Source organism: Kytococcus sedentarius (genome assembly GCF_041937525.1).
GTDB classification, from domain to species: domain Bacteria; phylum Actinomycetota; class Actinomycetes; order Actinomycetales; family Dermatophilaceae; genus Kytococcus; species Kytococcus sedentarius_A.
Genome location: NZ_CP169391.1, coordinates 1,737,002 through 1,754,845, shown reverse-complemented (window position 1 = coordinate 1,754,845; position 17,844 = coordinate 1,737,002). Strand labels below are relative to the sequence as shown.

The 17,844-nt window shown below is 71.7% G+C and carries 19 protein-coding genes; 16 read left to right on the top strand and 3 right to left on the bottom strand.

The annotated features are described in order from the left end of the window. Window positions 1-50: 50 nt before the first annotated feature. The 11 genes from nadE (at window position 51) to ACEY2A_RS08050 (ending at window position 9,756) form a co-directional block, all read left to right on the top strand. Window positions 51-893 (top strand): ammonia-dependent NAD(+) synthetase, encoded by an 843-nt coding sequence (gene nadE / locus ACEY2A_RS08100; RefSeq protein WP_374928095.1) that lies wholly within the window; start codon window positions 51-53, stop codon window positions 891-893. 1 nt (window position 894) lies between these two features. Further along, the gene (locus tag ACEY2A_RS08095; protein WP_374928094.1) at window positions 895-1,722 is read left to right on the top strand and encodes an SDR family NAD(P)-dependent oxidoreductase; all 828 of its coding nucleotides are present in this window, start codon (window positions 895-897) and stop codon (window positions 1,720-1,722) included. Beyond that, window positions 1,719-2,087 (top strand): tetratricopeptide repeat protein, encoded by a 369-nt coding sequence (locus ACEY2A_RS08090; protein WP_374928093.1) that lies wholly within the window; start codon window positions 1,719-1,721, stop codon window positions 2,085-2,087. The genes ACEY2A_RS08095 and ACEY2A_RS08090 overlap by 4 nt, the downstream gene beginning before the upstream one ends. An 84-nt stretch (window positions 2,088-2,171) precedes the next feature. Continuing rightward, complete coding sequence (locus tag ACEY2A_RS08085; protein WP_374928092.1) at window positions 2,172-2,579, top strand: VOC family protein; 408 nt, start codon at window positions 2,172-2,174, stop codon at window positions 2,577-2,579. Window positions 2,580-2,641: 62 nt separating this feature from the next. Then, window positions 2,642-3,856, top strand: coding sequence for an MFS transporter (locus ACEY2A_RS08080; protein ID WP_374928091.1), 1,215 nt, complete (start codon window positions 2,642-2,644; stop codon window positions 3,854-3,856). Between the two features lie 46 nt (window positions 3,857-3,902). Beyond that, entirely contained in the window at window positions 3,903-4,244 is a 342-nt protein-coding gene (locus tag ACEY2A_RS08075; RefSeq protein ID WP_374928090.1) for an MGMT family protein, read from the top strand. A gap of 61 nt (window positions 4,245-4,305) precedes the next feature. Continuing rightward, window positions 4,306-5,256: a formimidoylglutamase gene (hutG, locus tag ACEY2A_RS08070; RefSeq protein ID WP_374928089.1), complete on the top strand. Its 951-nt coding sequence runs from the start codon at window positions 4,306-4,308 to the stop codon at window positions 5,254-5,256. Next, window positions 5,249-5,794, top strand: a complete 546-nt coding sequence (locus tag ACEY2A_RS08065; RefSeq protein WP_374928088.1) for a GNAT family N-acetyltransferase — start codon at window positions 5,249-5,251, stop codon at window positions 5,792-5,794. The genes hutG and ACEY2A_RS08065 overlap by 8 nt, the downstream gene beginning before the upstream one ends. A gap of 606 nt (window positions 5,795-6,400) precedes the next feature. Beyond that, a complete protein-coding gene (ahpC, locus tag ACEY2A_RS08060; protein WP_374928087.1) occupies window positions 6,401-6,964 on the top strand; it encodes an alkyl hydroperoxide reductase subunit C in 564 nt (187 codons plus the stop codon). Between the two features lie 207 nt (window positions 6,965-7,171). Further along, window positions 7,172-8,854: an alkyl hydroperoxide reductase subunit F gene (gene ahpF / locus ACEY2A_RS08055; protein WP_374928086.1), complete on the top strand. Its 1,683-nt coding sequence runs from the start codon at window positions 7,172-7,174 to the stop codon at window positions 8,852-8,854. Then, a complete protein-coding gene (locus tag ACEY2A_RS08050) occupies window positions 8,851-9,756 on the top strand; it encodes a LysR substrate-binding domain-containing protein (RefSeq protein ID WP_374928085.1) in 906 nt (301 codons plus the stop codon). The genes ahpF and ACEY2A_RS08050 overlap by 4 nt, the downstream gene beginning before the upstream one ends. A 39-nt stretch (window positions 9,757-9,795) precedes the next feature. On the opposite strand, the gene ACEY2A_RS08045 is transcribed toward ACEY2A_RS08050, so the two are convergent. Beyond that, window positions 9,796-11,697 (bottom strand): NAD-binding protein, encoded by a 1,902-nt coding sequence (locus ACEY2A_RS08045; RefSeq protein ID WP_374928084.1) that lies wholly within the window; start codon window positions 11,695-11,697, stop codon window positions 9,796-9,798. A gap of 36 nt (window positions 11,698-11,733) precedes the next feature. Further along, entirely contained in the window at window positions 11,734-12,120 is a 387-nt protein-coding gene (locus ACEY2A_RS08040; protein WP_374928083.1) for a DUF6394 family protein, read from the bottom strand. 288 nt (window positions 12,121-12,408) lie between these two features. Between ACEY2A_RS08040 and ACEY2A_RS08035 the strand changes: the two genes are divergently transcribed. Then, on the top strand, window positions 12,409-13,098 hold the full coding sequence (locus ACEY2A_RS08035) for a response regulator transcription factor (protein WP_374928082.1): 690 nt from the start codon (window positions 12,409-12,411) through the stop codon (window positions 13,096-13,098). Further along, window positions 13,095-14,450 (top strand): sensor histidine kinase, encoded by a 1,356-nt coding sequence (locus ACEY2A_RS08030; protein WP_374928081.1) that lies wholly within the window; start codon window positions 13,095-13,097, stop codon window positions 14,448-14,450. The genes ACEY2A_RS08035 and ACEY2A_RS08030 overlap by 4 nt, the downstream gene beginning before the upstream one ends. Window positions 14,451-14,467: 17 nt before the next feature. Here the strand turns inward: ACEY2A_RS08030 and ACEY2A_RS08025 are convergent, their stop codons facing one another. Continuing rightward, window positions 14,468-14,998, bottom strand: a complete 531-nt coding sequence (locus ACEY2A_RS08025; protein WP_374928080.1) for a hypothetical protein — start codon at window positions 14,996-14,998, stop codon at window positions 14,468-14,470. 230 nt (window positions 14,999-15,228) lie between these two features. Between ACEY2A_RS08025 and ACEY2A_RS08020 the strand changes: the two genes are divergently transcribed. From ACEY2A_RS08020 to ACEY2A_RS08010, 3 genes are read left to right on the top strand one after another with little or no spacing between them, the layout of a single operon-like run. Continuing rightward, complete coding sequence (locus ACEY2A_RS08020; protein ID WP_374928079.1) at window positions 15,229-16,548, top strand: OmpA family protein; 1,320 nt, start codon at window positions 15,229-15,231, stop codon at window positions 16,546-16,548. Between the two features lie 13 nt (window positions 16,549-16,561). Then, a complete protein-coding gene (locus ACEY2A_RS08015; protein ID WP_374928078.1) occupies window positions 16,562-16,720 on the top strand; it encodes a hypothetical protein in 159 nt (52 codons plus the stop codon). Next, complete coding sequence (locus ACEY2A_RS08010; RefSeq protein ID WP_374928077.1) at window positions 16,717-17,823, top strand: hypothetical protein; 1,107 nt, start codon at window positions 16,717-16,719, stop codon at window positions 17,821-17,823. Before ACEY2A_RS08015 ends, ACEY2A_RS08010 begins: the two co-directional genes overlap by 4 nt. Window positions 17,824-17,844 lie beyond the last annotated feature (21 nt).

Below are 17,844 nucleotides of genomic sequence, written 5' to 3'. Positions count from 1 at the left end.
CCCGATCATGGCGCATCGCGCCGCGGGAGCGCACTCCGTAGGCTGGTGGCATGAGTGAACTCCAGAGGGTCATCGTCGACGAGATGGGCGTGCGGGCGCAGATCGACCCGGCGCAGGAGGTCGAGCGCCGCGTCGACTTCCTCGTGAACTATCTGCGCGCCACGGGCACGAAGGGCTTCGTCCTGGGTATCTCCGGCGGCGTGGACTCCACCCTGGCCGGGCGGCTGGCCCAGCTGGCCGCCGAGCGGCACCGTGAGCAGGGGGGCGATGCGGTGTTCGTCGCCGTCCGCCTGCCGCACCACGTGCAGCACGACGAGGACGACGCCCGGGCCGCGATGCAGTTCGTCGCCGCCGACGAGGAGGTCACCTACGACGTCGGGCCGGCGGTGGACGCCTTCGAGGAGCAGTTCGCCGTCGCGCTGGGGCAGGAGGTCAGCGACTTCAACAAGGGGAACATCAAGGCCCGGCTGCGGATGGTGGCCCAGTACGCCATCGCCGGCGAGCGCTCGCTGCTGGTCGTCGGCACCGACCACGGGGCGGAGTCGGTCACCGGCTTCTTCACCAAGTTCGGCGACGGCGGCGCGGACATCCTGCCGCTGTTCGGCCTGCACAAGGGCCAGAACCGCGAGCTCGCGCGTCACCTGGGGGCGCCGGAGCGGCTCTGGGCGAAGGTGCCCACCGCGGACCTGCTTGATGACCAGCCCGGCCGTCCCGACGAGGACGAGCTCGGCCTCACCTACGCGGACATCGACACCTACCTCGAGGGCGGTGAGGTCCCCGACGAGGTGGCCGACCGCATCGAGCAGAAGTGGCGCACCTCGCGACACAAGCGAACCACCCCGGTCACGATCCACGACACGTGGTGGCGCACCGACCACCAGATGGAGGACTGAGATGCAGCTCGAGGGCAAGGTCTTCGCCGTCACCGGCGGCGGGAACGGCATCGGACGGGAGGTCGTGCTCGGCCTGCTGCGGGCGGGTTCGCGCGTGGCCGCGCTGGACCTCAGCGTCGAGGGCCTGGCGGCCACCGTCGCCGAGGCGGAGGCGGAGGGGTCGGCGGCCATGCTGACCACCCACCCCGTCGACGTCACGCAGCGCGATGCGGTGAGCACGCTGCCCGAGCAGGTCGTCGCCGCGCACGGTGCCGTGGACGGCCTGGTGAACGTCGCCGGCATCATCCAGCCCTTCGTGAAGGTCGACGCCCTCGAGGTGGAGCAGATCGAGAAGGTCATGAACGTGAACTTCTGGGGCGTGGTGAACACCTGCCAGGCCTTCCTGCCGCACCTGCAGACCCGCCCCGAGGCCGCCATCGTGAACTTCGCCAGCATGGGCGCGCTCACGCCAGTGCCGGGACAGTCGGCCTACGGCGCCAGCAAGGCGGCGGTGAAGCTCTTCACCGAGGGGTTGTACTGCGAGCTGAAGGACGGCCCGGTGGCCGTCACCATCGTGTTCCCCGGCGCGATCGCCACCGACATCGCCGGCAACTCCGGGGTGAGCGTCAACGTCCCGGCCGACGACACGGCGGCCTCCGAGGCCAGCAGCCACCCCATGACCTCGGCGCCTGACGCGGCCGAGGCGACCATCGGCGCCATCGAGTCCGGTGCCTACCGCCTGGTGATCGGCAAGGACGCCAAGTTCGTGGACTGGGCCTCCCGCGTGGCCCCGCAGTGGGCGGCCAACTACATCACCCGCAAGATGGGCGACCTGCTGGAGCGCGGATGACGGAGCCCACCCCGCAGCGCGAGCCCCTGCCCCGCGACGGCCTGGACGACCTGGAGCGCTTCCGCCGCGCCCAGTTCCTGTTCGAACAGCGGCTCTTCACCGAGGCAGCGGTGGAGCTGGAGACCCTGCTGGGCACGGCCGACCCGGGGCACGGCCTCGACGAGGTGCGGTTGCTCCTGGCCCGGTCGTACTACCACTCCGCGCAGTTGCAGCGGGCCGAGAACATGGCGCGCGAGCGGCTGGCCGAGCACCCGGAGGACGCGTACATGGCAATGCTGCTGGGGCGCTCCCTGGAGCGTCAGGGGCGCCACGAGGAGGCGGCGCCGTACCTGGAGCGGGCGCGGGTCCTGGGTCAGGAGCTCTGAGCCCTTCCCCGACGGGGTGCAGGGGTGCAGACTGGGTGGTGATTCCGCAGCACGGTGCGGCGGACCGTCCCTGAAGGAGCCACCGTGGCATCCAAGCTCAACCCCTACCTCACCTTCGACGGCACCTGTGAGGAGGCGATGCGCTTCTACGGCGAGGCCTTCGGTGCCGAGCCGCAGCTCCTGCGCTTCCGCGACGCCGGCATGGACACCGACGGCATCATGCACGCCAGCCTGGAGTCCCCCGAGGGCTGGACGCTCTTCGCCAGTGACACCGCACCCGGCATGCCCGAGGAGCACCGTCCCGGCAACAACCTGCAGATCTCCCTCTCCGGCGACGACGTCCAGCGCTTGACCGAGGTCTTCGAGAAGGTCACGGCGGGCGGACGGGTGATCATGCCCATGGAGAAGCAGATGTGGGGCGACGTCTACGGCCTGTCCGAGGACCGCTACGGCATCCAGTGGCACTGCAACCTGCCGGGGGACGGCGCCTGAGGCGCGCGCCACACCCGGACCCCAGACGGAATGACACGCCCGGACCCCCCGTTGGTCCGGGCGTGTCTGCTGCCTCCGCCCGCCAGGGTGCCCCCGGCTCCCCGCGCCCTGCCGTCCTGATCCTCTGGCTGGCCGCGGCGACCTTCGGCATCGGCATCACCGAGTTCGCGGCCATGACGCTGCTGCCCTTCTACGCCGCCGAGTTCGGCGTGCCGGAGCACACCGCATCGAGGGCCGTGAGCGCCTACGCGCTCGGTGTCGTGGTGGGAGCGCCGGTGCTGTCCATGGCGGTGTCCCGCTGGGAGCGGCGCAAGGCGCTGCTGGCCCTGCTGGGGCTGTTCGTGATCGGCAACCTGCTGGGTGCCGCCGCGAACTCCATGGAGACCCTCGTGGCTGCGCGCTTCCTGGCGGGCCTGCCCCACGGGGCGCTGTTCGGCATCGCCCAGCTGGTGGCCGCCACGGCACTGGGGCGGGAGCGGGCCGCGCAGGCCGTGGCCTGGGTGCTGACCGGTCTGACGGTGGCCACGGTGGTGGGGGTGCCCACGCTGAGTGCACTGGGGCAGGCGACCAGCTGGCGGGTGCCCTTCGTGCTGGTGGCGCTCGGGGGAGTGGTCGTGGCGTTCATGCTGGCCCGGCTCGTACCCCCGGGCGGTGGGGCGCGGCAGGGCTCTGCGCGCAAGGAGCTGGGCGCCCTGCGCAACCCGGACGTGCTGCTGCCGCTGGCCATGGGCGCCATCGGCTTCGGCGGGATGTTCGCCGTGTACTCGTTCCTGTCGGCCACCCTGCTGGAGCACACGCACGCACCCGGGTGGGCCATCCCCATCGTGCTGATGGCCTACGGCGTGGGCGGCACGCTGGGCAACCTGGTGGCCGGGCGCGCCCCGGAGGCGCGGCTGCTCGTGACCGCCGGCGCCTTCCAGGCGTTCATCGGCGTGGCCACGCTGGTGTACTCGTTCACCGTGGACCACTGGTGGCTCATGCTGGTCTCGGTGGCGCTGGTGGGATTCGGTGGCGGCATGGTGGTGCCCCTGCAGACGCGGTTGATGCACGTGGCCGGGGAGGCACAGACCATGGCCGCGGCCCTGAACCACGCGGCCTTCAACGCGGCCAACGCGCTCGGCCCGGCCGTCGCCAGTGCGGCGCTCGCGGCCGGCTGGGGATGGCGTTCCACCGGCTGGGTGGGCGTCCTGCTGGCCACCGGTGGCCTGCTGGTGTGGGTGGTCATCCTGCTGCGGGAGCGCTCCCGGGCCGTTCCGGCTGCGCAGCCGGCAGGCTGACGATCCGGGCCGTGCCGCGCACCGGTCACGTGGCACGCTGACGACTGTGGACGAGCTGCTGGTGGAGAAGGTGCTGCGCTGCGTGGAGCTGGTTCCACGGGGGCAGGTGGTGGCCTATGGCGAGGTCGCCCGCATCGTCGGCACGGCCGCGCGGGTGGTGGGGGCGATCATGGCCACGCACGGGCACCTCGTCAGCTGGTGGCGTGTGACGAGCCACGCGGGCGACCTGCGCTCCGACCTGCTCGCCCGCGCACTGCCGCACTGGCAGGAGGAGGGCATCGAGCTCAAGCCCAACGGGCTCGGCTGCCGCATCGCCGAGTACCGGGTGGACCTGGACTGGCTGGCCCGCGAGTGGGCCGCCGACACCGCTGACCTGCCGGACGCCTGAGCCGCGCGCCACGCACGCGGGGCGCCGCGCCCCCCATCGGCCCGCGGGGGAGACTGGCCCCATGAGCGAACAGACCTCCCCCTGGACCGGACGCGACGACGGCCCCGGCCCCGAGCACCGCCGGTGGCACCACATCGCGAACGGGGCCGCGGACGGCGGTGAGGTGCGGGGGCCCCAGGTCGGCGTCGTCGGCTTCGCCAGCGACGAGGGGGTGCGCCGCAACTCCGGCCGCCAGGGCGCGGTCGACTCGCCGCCGTTGCTGCGCGCGGCCCTGGCCGGCATGGCCGCCCACCGCCCGTTCACCCTCATCGACCACGGCGACACCGGGTACGACGGCGACGACCTGGAGACCGGACACGGTGCGGTGGGTGACGCCATCGCCGCCTCCCTCGATGCGGACGACCTCACCCTCGTGCTCGGCGGCGGGCACGAGACCGCCTGGGGCTGCTACCTGGGGCGGGCCCGCTCGCAGCGCTTCGGCAGCGACGAGGCCATGGGGCGGACGCTGGTGGTGAACCTCGATGCCCACTTCGATCTGCGCCACGCCGAGCGCCCCAGCAGCGGCACCCCCTTCCTGCAGATGGCTCACGCGGAGCAGCAGGCCGGCCGGCACCTGGACTACGCGGTGGTGGGCATCGCCGAGCCCAGCAACACCACCGTGCTGTTCGACACCGCGCGGCAGCTGGGGGTGCGGTGGCTCACGGACGTGGACTCCACCGAGGAGCGTGCGCTGTCCTTCCTGGATGAGGTCATGGCTCTCGCGGAGCACGTGCACCTGGAGATCGACCTCGACGTGCTGCCCGCCGACATCGCCCCCGGGGTGAGTGCCCCGGCCGCCTACGGGGTGCCGATGCGCACCTGCAGCGCCGTGGTGCGCCACGTGGCGGCGAGCGGCAAGCTCCGCATCGTGGACGTGGCCGAGTACAACCCGCGGTACGACATCGACTCCCGCACCGCCAGGGCCGCAGCACGCCTGGTGACCGACATCGTCCACGCCCTGCCCGGTGCCTGATGTGACCGGGGCCGATGGGGGAGCGCGTCCGGGCACGGTGGAGGTCCGCCTGCTGCGCGCGGCCGATGCGGAGGCGGTCGGCCCGCTGCACAACCGGATGTGGCGGCTGACCTACACGGGGCTGGTCCCGCAGGAGCGGCTGGATGCGCTGGACGACGCCGCGTCGGTGGGCCGCTGGCGGGAGCTGGGGAGGGTGCTGGAGCGCGATGGCCGGACGAGCACCGGTGCGGTGACCCGGGTGCTCACGGTGAACGGCGTGCCGGTGGGGTTCGCGGGAGCGGGGCCGCCGCGGGATGACGACGCCCCCGCGTCGCAGGAGCTGTGGAGCCTCTACCTGGCCCCTGAGCACCACGGCAGCGGGCTGGCGGACGTGCTCATGGACGCCTCGCTGCCGCCCGGCCCGGCCTACCTGTGGGTGCTGCGGGGCAACGAGCGGGCCGCGGCGTACTACCGCAAGCGGGGGTTCGTGCGGGACGGTGCCACCAAGCCCCTCGCCGGCACCGATGCCCTGGAGGACCGTCTGGTGCGCCCGGACTGACCTGCGTGGCCGGTCTGATGACCCCGGGGTGGACACACAAAAGTGCGGTCTGACACACCGTCGGGGACAGGTCAGCCCGTACTTTGCTGTGTCCACCCCTCGCTGCCTGCGCACAGCCGGCCGCCCCGCATCGAGTCGTCGTTGTTGGGGCGGGGTGAACTGTTCGTCGCTGTGTGCGCTCAGAAGGCGGAATGTCCCCCAGCTCAGACGACTCGATGGGGGTGCGCCCCAACTGCGACGACTCGATGGGGCAAGCACTGGGACGGGGGCCGGACACGGCGAGCTGGCACGGCAAAGGTGAACTCGGCACGCCGAACTCGGCGTGCCGAGTTCACCTTTGCCGTGCCGGGTCCCGGCGGGGGTGTGCCCAACGACGACGAACAGATGGCACCACCCATCCCGGGCAGGCGCCCCAACCCCACCCACCCCAGGCAGGGTCCCGTGCCCGGCGCGCACCACCACCCCAGGCCTCCACCCCACACCACGACTCCACCGCTCCATAGCCCCCAACTATGACTTTCGGGCAAAGTCATATACAGTGACTATGGCAGCGCGGCAGAGACCGAGCTGCACCCCAGACGCCAACACGTAGTGAGGGATACACGCATGTCGCTGATCAACACCACCATCAAGCCCTTCCAGACCACCGGCTTCGTCAACGGCGAGTTCAAGGACTTCTCGGACGCCGACATCCAGGGCAAGTGGGCCATCTTCTTCTTCTACCCGGCCGACTTCACCTTCGTGTGCCCCACCGAGCTCGGTGACCTCGCCGACTACTACGAGGAGCTGAAGGGCCTCGGTGTCGAGGTGTTCTCCGTCTCCACCGACACCCACTTCACGCACAAGGCGTGGCACTCCTCCTCCGAGACCATCGGCAAGATCACCTACCCGATGCTCGGCGACGCCACCCAGCAGATCTCCCGCAACTTCGAGATCCTGCGCGAGGACGAGGGTCTGGCCAACCGTGGCACCTTCCTGGTGGACCCGGACGGCGTCATCCAGTTCACCGAGGTGACCTCCGAGGGCATCGGCCGCAACGCCGCCGAGCTGGTCCGCAAGGTCAAGGCCGCCCAGTACGTGCGCAACAACCCCGGCCAGGTCTGCCCGGCCAAGTGGGAGGAGGGCGCCGAGACGCTCGAGCCCTCGCTGGACCTCGTCGGCAAGATCTGAGCCGAGGCTCCTCCCGGTCAGCGAGTGGCTGACCACCCCTGACCGTCGTGCGTGGGGTCGGGTCCCCTTTCCCCGACCCCGCGCCCGACGTCATCCCCACCGGCTGCGCCCCATCCTCGATGCCGTGAGCGCGCCACTCCTCGACCGCCCGCCCGGTCGTTCTCCCCGACTTCTCGTCACCGCTGTTCGTCATGCCAGGAGGCACCCGTGCTCGACCAGAACCTCGCCAACCAGCTCCGTCAGCTCCTGGGCAACCTGAAGCGCCCCGTCGAGCTCCTCACCACCGTCGAGGACGGTGCCACCGACAAGACCTCGCGCGAGACCCTCGAGCTGTGCGCCGAGATCGCCGAGATGTCCGAGCTCGTCACCGCCCGTGAGGCACAGGGCGAGGAGCGCGCCGACCGCGCGCCCTCCTTCCGCATCCAGGCCGCGGCCGACACCTCCTCCGCGGTGACCTTCGCCGGTCTGCCGATGGGGCACGAGTTCACCTCGCTGGTGCTCGCGCTGCTGAACATCGGTGGCCACCCCAGCAAGGCCGCCGCCGAGACGATCGAGCAGGTCCGCGGCATCGAGGGCACGCACCGCTTCGAGACCTTCTTCAGCCAGTCCTGCCAGAACTGCCCCGACGTGGTGCAGGCGCTGGACCTCATGGCCACGCTGAACCCGAACATCACGCACGTCGCCATCGACGGCTCCGCCTTCCCCGAGGAGGCCGACGAGCGCGGTGTCATGGCCGTGCCGACCGTCTTCCACAACGGGGAGGACTTCGGCTCCGGGCGCATGACCCTGGAGGAGATCGTCGAGCGCATCGACACCGGCGCCGCCGAGGCCGCCGCTGCCAAGCTCTCCGAGGCCGACCCCTACGAGGTGCTCGTGCTGGGTGGTGGCCCCGCCGGCTCCACCGCCGCCATCTACGCGGCGCGCAAGGGCATCCGCACCGGCCTGGTGGCCGAGCGCATGGGTGGTCAGGTGAACGACACCATGAGCATCGAGAACGTCTCGGGCACCTCGCACACCGAGGGCCCCAAGCTGGCTGCCGACCTCGAGCGTCACGTGAACGACTACGAGGTGGAGCTGGTGAAGTCCCAGCAGGCCGTGGGCGTCACCCCGGCCGCCCAGGAGGGCGGCTACCACTCCGTCGAGCTGGCCTCCGGCGCCACGCTGCGTTCCCGCTCGCTGGTCATCGCCACCGGCGCCTCCTGGCGCACCATGGGCGTGCCCGGTGAGGACGAGTACCGCAACAAGGGCGTCACCTTCTGCCCGCACTGCGACGGCCCGCTGTTCAAGGGCAAGCGCGTCGCCGTCATCGGCGGTGGCAACTCCGGTGTGGAGGCCGCCATCGACCTGGCCGGCATCGTGGGTCACGTCACCGTGCTGGAGTTCATGGACTCCATGCGCGCCGACCAGGTGCTGCAGGACAAGCTGCGCAGCCTGCCGAACGTCGACATCGTGCTGGGTGCGGCCACCAAGGAGGTCGTCGGTGACGGCTCCCGCGTGACCGGCCTGGCCTACGAGGAGCGGGCCACCGGCGAGAGCCACCAGCTGGAGCTCGAGGGCGTCTTCGTGCAGATCGGGCTGGTGCCCAACTCGGCCTTCCTCAAGGAGTCCGGCGTGGAGCTGACCGACCGCGGCGAGGTCGTGATCGACGACCGCGGTGCCACCAACGTCCCCGGCATCTTCGCCGCCGGTGACGTCTCGACCGTGCCGTACAAGCAGATCGTGGTGGCCTTCGGGTCGGGCTCGACGGCCTCGCTGAGCGCCTTCGACCACCTGATCCGCACCTCCGCCCCGGCGGACGAGTCGGCCTCCGAGACGGCTGCGGCCACCAAGGTCGTGGACGGCGAGAACGAGCCCACCGACGTCGCCGACCTGGCGGACTCGCGCTCGTGAACCTGCGCGACCTCGAGTACCTGGTGGCGCTGGGCGACCACGGGAACTTCGGTCGCGCGGCCGCTGCCTGTGGTGTCAGCCAGCCCACGCTGAGCACCCAGGTCAAGAAGCTGGAGGCGGTCCTGGGGTGCGCGCTCGTGGAGCGTGCGGGCCGCCAGACCCTGTTGACCCCGGCCGGCGAGCAGATCGCCGGCCGGGCGCGGCGCATGATGGGCCATGCCGAGGCGATCCGCCGCATCGCTGAGCAGGCGCGTGACCCGCGCTCCGGCTCCTTGCGGTTGGGCATCTTCCCCACCTTGGCGCCGTACCTTCTCCCCCACGTGGTGCCGGCCGTGCACCGTGCGCTGCCGGAGCTCAATCTCCTGCTGGTGGAGGAGCGCACGCCGGACCTCCTGCAGCAGCTGCGGGAGGGCACGCTCGATGCGGTGGTCCTCGCCGGGCCCCTGACCGACCCGGGTCTGACGGTGGAGCCCCTGTTCCGGGAGGACTTCCTGCTGGCCGTGCCGCTGGACCACCCGCTGGCGGAGCACGACGAGGTGGAGCCCTCGGTCCTGGGGGAGGAGTCCGTGCTCCTGCTGGAGGACGGTCACTGCCTGCGCGACCAGGCCCTCGACGTGTGCCGCTCGTCCGGCGCCGTGGAGATGGACGGTTTCCGCGCCACCTCCCTGGAGACCCTGCGACACATGGTGGCCTCGGGTGTGGGTGTGACCCTCATGCCGCGGATGGCGGTGGACCGCCCCGGAGGCGCCGGGGGAGTGGCGACGGTCGAGTTCGCCGCGCCCGCGCCCCATCGGGACATCGTGCTGGCCTGGCGCACCTCCTCGGTGCAGGGCGACCTCATGCCGGAGCTCGCCGGACTGCTCCGCGCCGTCCCCGCGGAGCTGGCCAGCCCGGCGACCTGAGGCCGAACGCTCGGCCAGCAGGCCGCAGCGCCGGGGACCTCAGCCCCGGGCGCCCTTCCCGCCCTGCCGGCGCCGCATCGTGCCGCGTCGGCGGTGGGCGCCGGTCCAGCGTGGGGGCGGCCGGTGGCCGGGTCGTGGCGTGATGCGTCCCCCGCGAGCCGGCTTCCCGGCCGTCCCGGCACCGCGTCCCGAGCCCGTTCCGTCGGGGCCCGGCCCGGCTGCGGCGCCGGGCCCGCCGCGGCGCAGCCGGCGCAGTGCCCGGAACACCAGGGTGCGGGGCACCCGCACACCGGTGGCCAGGTACTCCACGTCGGCCGAGTTGTGCACCGTGGAGGTCAGGTCCGCCAGGCCCCCAGGTGTGCCCAGCACCATCACGACGTCGCCCACCTGCAGGGGCAGGTCGGGCTCCGGGGCCTCGATGCGCTCCCCGTCCCGCGAGAGGACCGCGGCGTAGACCGGCAGCTTGCGGCCGGTGTCCGGGTGGCACAGCAGCTGGCCCAGCGTCATCCGGTGCCCCTGCAGCCACGAGTACAGCGCCGGCGAGTGCTCACGGCTCACGTCCAGCCGCGCGGCCTCCGGAGTGCGGCGACCCACCCGCCGCTGCAGCGACGAGAGCACCTCGTGGGCCCACTCGTCCTCCCGCTCCATCACCTTGCGCACGAAGTGCCAGTAGTTCGGGCTGATGAGGTAGGCCATCGCCTCGTGCGCCACCAGCTCGGCGGGCACGAAGACCGCATCGGGGGCGAAGGCCTCGGTGGTCGACCGGCGGGCCAGCGACTTCTGGCGCAGCGCGAGGTAGCAGTCCGGGTTCGCGGCGCGCACCCGGGCGGCCACGGACATGTTCACGATGTCGCTCTCGGCGCCCACCACCACGCCTGCCACGTCGGTGAGGTCCACCAGCTCGCCCACCGGGTCCACGCGGGTGACCTCCAGACCGGCGTTGGTCAGGTCGCGCGCGACCTCCTCGCCGAACTCGCCGTCGCTCACCACCACCCACGGGCCGTCGGCCAGTCCGGGGCGGTAGGGCCCGATGGGGGTGCCCGGGGTGTTCATGAGCCACTGGCTCAGGCGGTGGGTGTGGGGCCGCTTGAGCTGCATGGTCAGGTACTTGCCGTACTCGTCCAGCGGGTTCACGACGTGCTCGGGGTAGAAGTCCCGCATCCGGTCGGCCATGGCCACCGTGTTCGACCGTGCGATCACCGGCACGTCCGGGCGCAGGAGGTTCACGCTCATGACCACGGCCAGGTTGGTCTCGTCGTCGTCGGTCATGGCCAGCACACCGTGGCAGTACGCGTTTCCCAGTCCGGCCGAACCCAGGGTCTCCACCTTGCGGGCGTCGCCGTGCAGCCCCAGGACGGAGCTGGTGGTCTGCCCCATCGTGAGGCGCTCCAGGCGCTCGGGGTCCCGGTCCACGACCACCACGTCACGGTGGATGGCCATCAGGCCTTCCACCACGGCCGCCCCGGTCTGGCCGTTGCCCACCACGATGTAGAAGGGGTCCCGCGTGCGGCGCAGGACCCGCTGGATGCGCAGCGAGGTCATGGCCGCTCGGAAGCCGGGCGCCGAGAGCAGCGAGAACATCGAGGTGATGGCGAAGGTCCAGCTGGCCACGGAGGCGAAGATCGACCCCATCACCCACATGCGCTGGTAGATGGTGAAGGAGTAGGGGATCTCGCCGAAGCCGATGGTGGTGGCCGTGTAGGACATGAAGTACAGCGAGTCGAACAGCGTCAACCGGTGGGGGTTGCCCTCTGCGTCCACGCCCGGCATGAGCGACAGCCCGATCACGGAGATGCTGAAGACCAGCACCACCAGCAGGACCGGCATGCGCATGCGGCGCAGTGCCAGTTGGAGGACGTCCAGGGCGCTGTCATCGCGGGGGACGTCGACCTTCTCGCGGCGTTGGGAGTCGGTGCGGATCGCGCGGTGCTGCGCGGTCATGCGGGTCAGGGGGTTGACCACGAGGTGCCCCGCCCCTCAGCGCCCGCGGTAGTTGACCGTCTCGACCACCAGGATCACCAGCGACACCAGGTTGGCGAGCAGTGCGCCCGCGGCGATGGAGACCACCGAGGCCATCTCGTGGGCGTCCGGGATGCCGTCACCGGTCTGGTCGGCCACGACCCACAGGCCCGCCGCGGCGACCAGCTGGAGGCAGGCCACGAGGCTCGCGGCCAGGTGGATGGCGCCGACGTGGGTGCGGTCCCCGACCTTCAGGATGGCGGCCACGATGTTCACCGCCACGGCGATGTACAGCTCGTAGGGGTTGTGCAGCGTGGGGTCCCCGATGTCCCCCAGCACGTACCCGAAGTTCACGGTGGCCGCGAGCAGCACGAAGAATCCGAAGACGACCTTCTCGAAGTTCACGCCCCGACCATACGCGGCATGGCGCGGGGGGCAAGCCGTGACGTCGGGTGCGGTGCGGTGTGTGATCTGCCCAGACGCAGAAGGAGGGAGCCACCGGACCCCTCAGTACGGTGGCTCCCTGTCCCTTGTGCGCCATACGGGGCTCCCTCCAGAAGGCCCGTCGGCCGAGAACGTGTCCCTCGTTCTCGATGTCCTCATTCAAACCCGCTGAAATCTCACCGTGCGCACGCCTCCCTCACAGGATCCTCACAAGTTGGCTCGCCGGGGGATTCCCCTACTCTGGGGCGTGTGAACCAGACCCAGACCGCCGTGCACGTCCTCCTCGTCGAGGACGACGAGATGCTGCGTGAGACGACCGCGCTGGTGCTGGAGCGGCAGGGCTTCACCGTCTCCACCGCCTCCGACGGGGTGGAGGGCCTCGACGCCCTGCGGCGCGAGTCCTTCGACGTCGCCGTGGTGGACGTGATGATGCCCCGCATGGACGGCATCACCTTCGCGCGGAAGGTGCGGGAGGGCTCCGACCTGCCGATCGTGCTGCTCACGGCCCGCGACCTGCCCCACGACCAGCTCGCGGGCTTCCAGGTGGGGGTGGACGACTACGTCACCAAGCCCTTCGACGGGGAGGTGCTCGCCGCGCGCCTGCGCGCGGTGCTCCGTCGCGTCGACACGGTGCCCGAGGAGCCGGTGACCGCCACGATCCGGGTCGCGGACCTCAGCGTGAACCGTGACGGGATGGTGGTGAAGCGGGCCGGCGAGACCGTCAGCCTCAGCGCCACGGAGTTCCGGCTGCTCGAGGTGCTGCTGGACCACCGGGGGCGGGTGCTGTCGCGCCACCAGCTGCTGGAGATGGTCTGGGACATCGGGTCGTGGGGCGACACGCACGTGGTCGAGGTGACCGTCCAGCGCCTGCGCCGCAAGATCGGGGCCGAGCGGATCGTCACGGTCCGGGGAGCCGGGTACAAACTGGTGGATGCGTGACCCAGGACCGCCCCCGGGGCGGCCGTCGGGCCGCCCCCGCCCACAGTGGCGGCATCCCCACCCACCGCCTGGACGCCGCGGTCACCGGCCCGATGCGGGTCAGTGGCCGCACCTCGCGGGAGACCTCGCACCCGGGGACCACGCACTGGCGGGACTCGATCCGCACCCGCATCGTGCTGGCCGTCATGCTGGTCTCGATCATGACCAGCGCCGGGCTCGGGGCGCTGCTGTCCGCCCAGGCGGCCGATGCGGCGCGCGAGAGCCTGCGTCAGCAGGCCATCACCCGGCTCGACACCGTCAGCGACTCCTACCGTCTCGACGGGCGCGTGCGCCTCGGGGCGACGGCCGACCCGGACGTCCCGCCGTTGGAGCTCACCCAGGGCATGCAGGAGGGGGACCGCCGGAGCTACTACGACGGCGAGACGATGTGGGCCAGTGAGCGGCTGGGCCGGGACGTCCTGCTGACGGTGCAGCTGGAGAACGACCTGTTGGAGCAACAGGACACCGCGCGGTACCGCACGCTCCTGCCCTCGCTGGCCGTGACCGCCCTGACCGCGGCGGCCGCCGCGTGGCTCCTGGGCAATGCCCTGTCCAGCCGGTTGCGGCGGGCGGCCGTGGCCGCGGATGCCATGGCGCACGGCGACACCTCGGCCCGCACCGACCAGGGCGGCAGCGACGAGGTGGCGGCGCTGACCCGCGCCGTGGACACCCTGGCGGTCACCCTCCAGACGCGTCTGGAGGCGGAGCGGGCGTTCACCGCGGACGTGGCCCACGAGCTGCGCACGCCGGTGACCGGGCTGGTCTCGGCCGTGGAGCTCCTGCCCGAGGGGCGCCCCGCCACGCTGGTGCGCACCCAGGTGGGGCGGCTGCGGCGGCTCGTCGAGGACCTGCTCGAGGTGTCCCGCCTGGAGAGCGGCTCGGAGGTCGCGACCCTGGAGGAGCACGACCTGGGCGAGATCGTCGACCGCACGGTGCGCTTCCTGGCGGTCTCCGCCCCGTGTGAGCGGGTCGAGCTGCGGGGCGAGGCGCCGCGCCGCGTGATGATCGACCCCCGGCGCTTCGAGCGGATCATGGCCAACCTGCTGGTCAACGTGCAGCGCCACGGGGGCGGGCACTGCGTGATCACCGTGGTTCGTCACGCCGTCGTGGTCGATGACTTCGGGGAGGGCTACCCCGAGGACATCCTCGAGCGAGGGCCACAGCGCTTCCACGGCAGCGGTGCCACCAAGGGAACCGGGCTGGGGCTGACCATCATCTCCAAGCAGGCCGCGACGATGGGGGCCACGGTGGAGTTCGACCGCGCCCGCGGCGGGGGCGCTCGCACGGTGCTGCACTTCGAGCCGGCGGACTGAGCCACCGGCGCGCGGGGTCAGTGCGGCAGCTCGTAGGTCTCCCGCGAGGTCGAGCCCACGGGCCGCCCGTCGTGGAAGTTCACGGTGATCGAGGTGTACACGCTGCCGGCCTCGGAGGTCTTCACGTCGGGCGCCTGCACGTCCACCTGGTAGGTCTCCACCGTCCCCTCCGCGCAGTTCGGCGTGCAGTTGTTGACGCTGAACTCGCCACTGCCCTTGGCGCCCTCGGTGTCCCACTGCGACCACTGCAGCTTGCTCAGCGTCGCGTTGGTCTCCTGGCAGTCGAGGCTCAGCGTCTCCGGACGCACCATCGACCCCTCGCCGAGGCAGTCGAGGATCATGGGCTCGGCACCGACCTCGGGGGCCGGGCTCCCGTCCTCGGCGCCCCCTTGGGCCGAGAGCTCTTGCGTGGCCACCTGGGAGGCCGGGGCGCTCGCACTGCTCTCCCCGTGGGTCTGGGGCGCCTCGTCGGCTCCGGAGCAGGCAGCCACCAGCACGGAGCCGGCGGCGGCGAGTACCCAGTTGTGGCGGCGGAAGAGGTGGCGCACGACGTCCTCGGGGGTTGGTGGGGAAGAAGTCGCCTGCCAGTGTGCGCCACGAAGTTCACAGGGTCCTCACGGGGCCGGGCGAGGTCCCGGGCGAGCAGGGCGTGACGTGGCCCGCACGCCAACGGCTCTGCGCGGTCTGCAGCGGATACCCTCTGCTCAGGAGAGTCGTCCCCCGGGCCGCCGGGGGGACGGTTCGGCCACCCTCAGTCACGGCGGACGAAGGAGCATTCATGAGCGACAACTGGGGCGAGGACGACCGCCTCGAAGCCCGCGACGGTGACGGCGTCGACCGTTACGACATCGGCGGCGAGGACCACGAGGAGTGGTACGAGGTCTCGCGCCGCTACCGGCGTGGGCTCGGCGGGTGGTGGTGGCTCGCGCTGCTGGCCATCCCGCTGCTGCTCGCCCTGCTCGGCATGCTCTTCGGGGGCGACGACGAGGGGGAGGGCGACGGAGACGCGTCCTCCAGCACGAACTCGGGCAACGCTTCCTCCTCGAACTCGGCCGAGGCGCCCTCTGCCGCCGCGGTGTCCTACACCGGTGGGGCCGACGAGGTGAGCTTCTCCGCGACGGCACCCAGCGAGTCCGACCGTGACGCCCTGGTGAAGGCCGTCGAGGACGCCAACGAGGGCAAGACCGTGACCTCCGAGGTGTCGGTGGACGAGAGTGCTCCGCTCGTCGCCGGCCCGGCCTTGGGGGCACTCACCGCGGCACTGACCGCCGGTGGGGACGACCTGTCCATCTCCGGTGACGCCGAGGCCCTGACGCTGAGTGGCGAGGTCGCCGATGCTGCGGCCAAGAAGAAGGTGGCTTCCGAGCTGGCGAAGGTCTACCCCGACGCCGAGATCACCAACGAGCTGACCGTTGCCGGTGGCGGCGGGGGCAAGAGCCCCTCGGGCAAGCCCAGCGAGTCCAGCCCTGCCCCGTCGAGCCCGAGCGCGTCGAGCCCGGCCCCGTCGAGCCCGGCCCCGTCGAGCCCCTCGCCGTCCAGCCCGGCCGAGTCGAGCCCGGCGCCGTCGCCGAGCGCGACCTCCGAGCCGGAGCCGAGCCCGAGCGCCTCGAGCCCCGCGCCGTCGCCCAGCGCGACCTCGGAGCCGACGAAGACGCCGGACCCGAGCCGCACCGACGAGCCGGGCCCCGACCCGAGCGTCGACCCGGGCCTGGCCGCGGTCAACAAGATCGAGGACCTCACCTGCAAGAACGCTCCGGCGTCCATGAAGGGCATCTCGGCGCAGTACCCGATGCGGTTCCCCTCCAGCAGCGACGCCCTGTACGGGGACTCGGCGCTGAACGCGGCCCGCATCGGCGAGAAGCTGGCCGGGTGTGACTTCGACGTGGTTGTCGTGGGGCACACCGACAACGTGGGTGGTCAGGTCAACGAGCGCCTGAGCGCCTTCCGCGCCGAGAAGGTCGCCCAGGCCCTGGTGGTCGCCGGTGTGGACTTCGACCGCATCCAGCAGTCCAACGCGAGCGCTTCGCAGCCCATCGCGTCCAACGAGACCGAGGACGGGCGGGCCAAGAACCGTCGCGTCGAGATCCTGGTGAAGTGAGAGGAGAGGACCGATGGCTGAATTCCTGATGGAGTGGCTGTGGTACCTCGTGGCGTTCGTGGTGGGAGCGCTGGCGATGTATGTGGTGATCGGCATGACGGTGCCGGCGGATTCCGAGGACGCCGCCTTCGCCGACCTGCCCGGTGCCCGTGAGATCGGAGACGACGCGTGAACTGGCTGCTGATGATCCTGTCCTTCGTGCTGGGTGGTCTGACCACGTGGCTGTGGTCGGTCCGCACGGTGACGCGGGTGATCCCGGCGAGCGAGTACGACCGCCACCTCGACGCGCGGTACGCCGACGAGGACGATGACCTGTCGCGCGACCGCGACGCTGAGCTGGACCGTGACGGTGACGTGGACCTGGACGCGGACCGCGACCGAGATCGTTCGGTCGGTACCGCGGGCGCCGCCGGTCTCGCGGGCGGCGCAGCAGGTGCTGCTGCACTGTCCGACCGGGACGACGACGAGTACGTCGAGGTCGACGAGGACCACGGTCGCTACACCGAGCGGGACGACGTGGCCCTCGGGGACGACGAGGACCTGGACGACGAGCGCGTCGACTCCACCGACGAGGACGTCCTCGTGAACGCCGAGGAGGAGTCGGCGGGCGCCCACGCGCTGGGCGACCTCGACGACGAGGTGGATGACGACGGGGCCCTCACGGACGACGAGCTCGTGCACACCGATGCCGAGGTGGTCGACGCCGACGCCGACCTGGCGGGTGACGACCCGGTCGACACCACCACCGTGGCCGGAGCCGGCGCGGCGACCGGGGCGGCCGGTCCGGCGGCCGGGTCCCAGCTGCGGGACGAGGACGCCCTGGACCCGGGTGAGGACGTCGAGGACACGGACGACGTCGTGGACCCGGCGCCCCGCAACGCCTCCGATGCGCACACCGAGGCCATCCCGATGGTCGGTGAGGGCATGGTGGACGACGAGCCCGCCGACGACCTGCAGCCCGTGGACGCCGATGCCGAGTACGCCGACGAGGTGGACCCCGTGGACGGGCACACCGAGCTCGTGGACGAGCCCGCGGTGGTGGATGCCGAGGAGGTGGAGCCCATCGAGGACGCTCCCTACGGCCCCGGGTCGGCCCGTCCGGCCGCCGACGGTTCCGGCCCCGAGGGCTGGGCCATCAAGGGCAACGCGGACTCGGGCCTGTTCCACACCGAGGACAGCCCCGGCTACGAGAACACCCAGGCCGAGGTCTGGTTCTTCGACGAGGAGTCGGCCATCGCAGCCGGCTTCCGCCACTGGGACCGCAAGCAGCGCTGACGAGCACCCCTCATCGGCCAC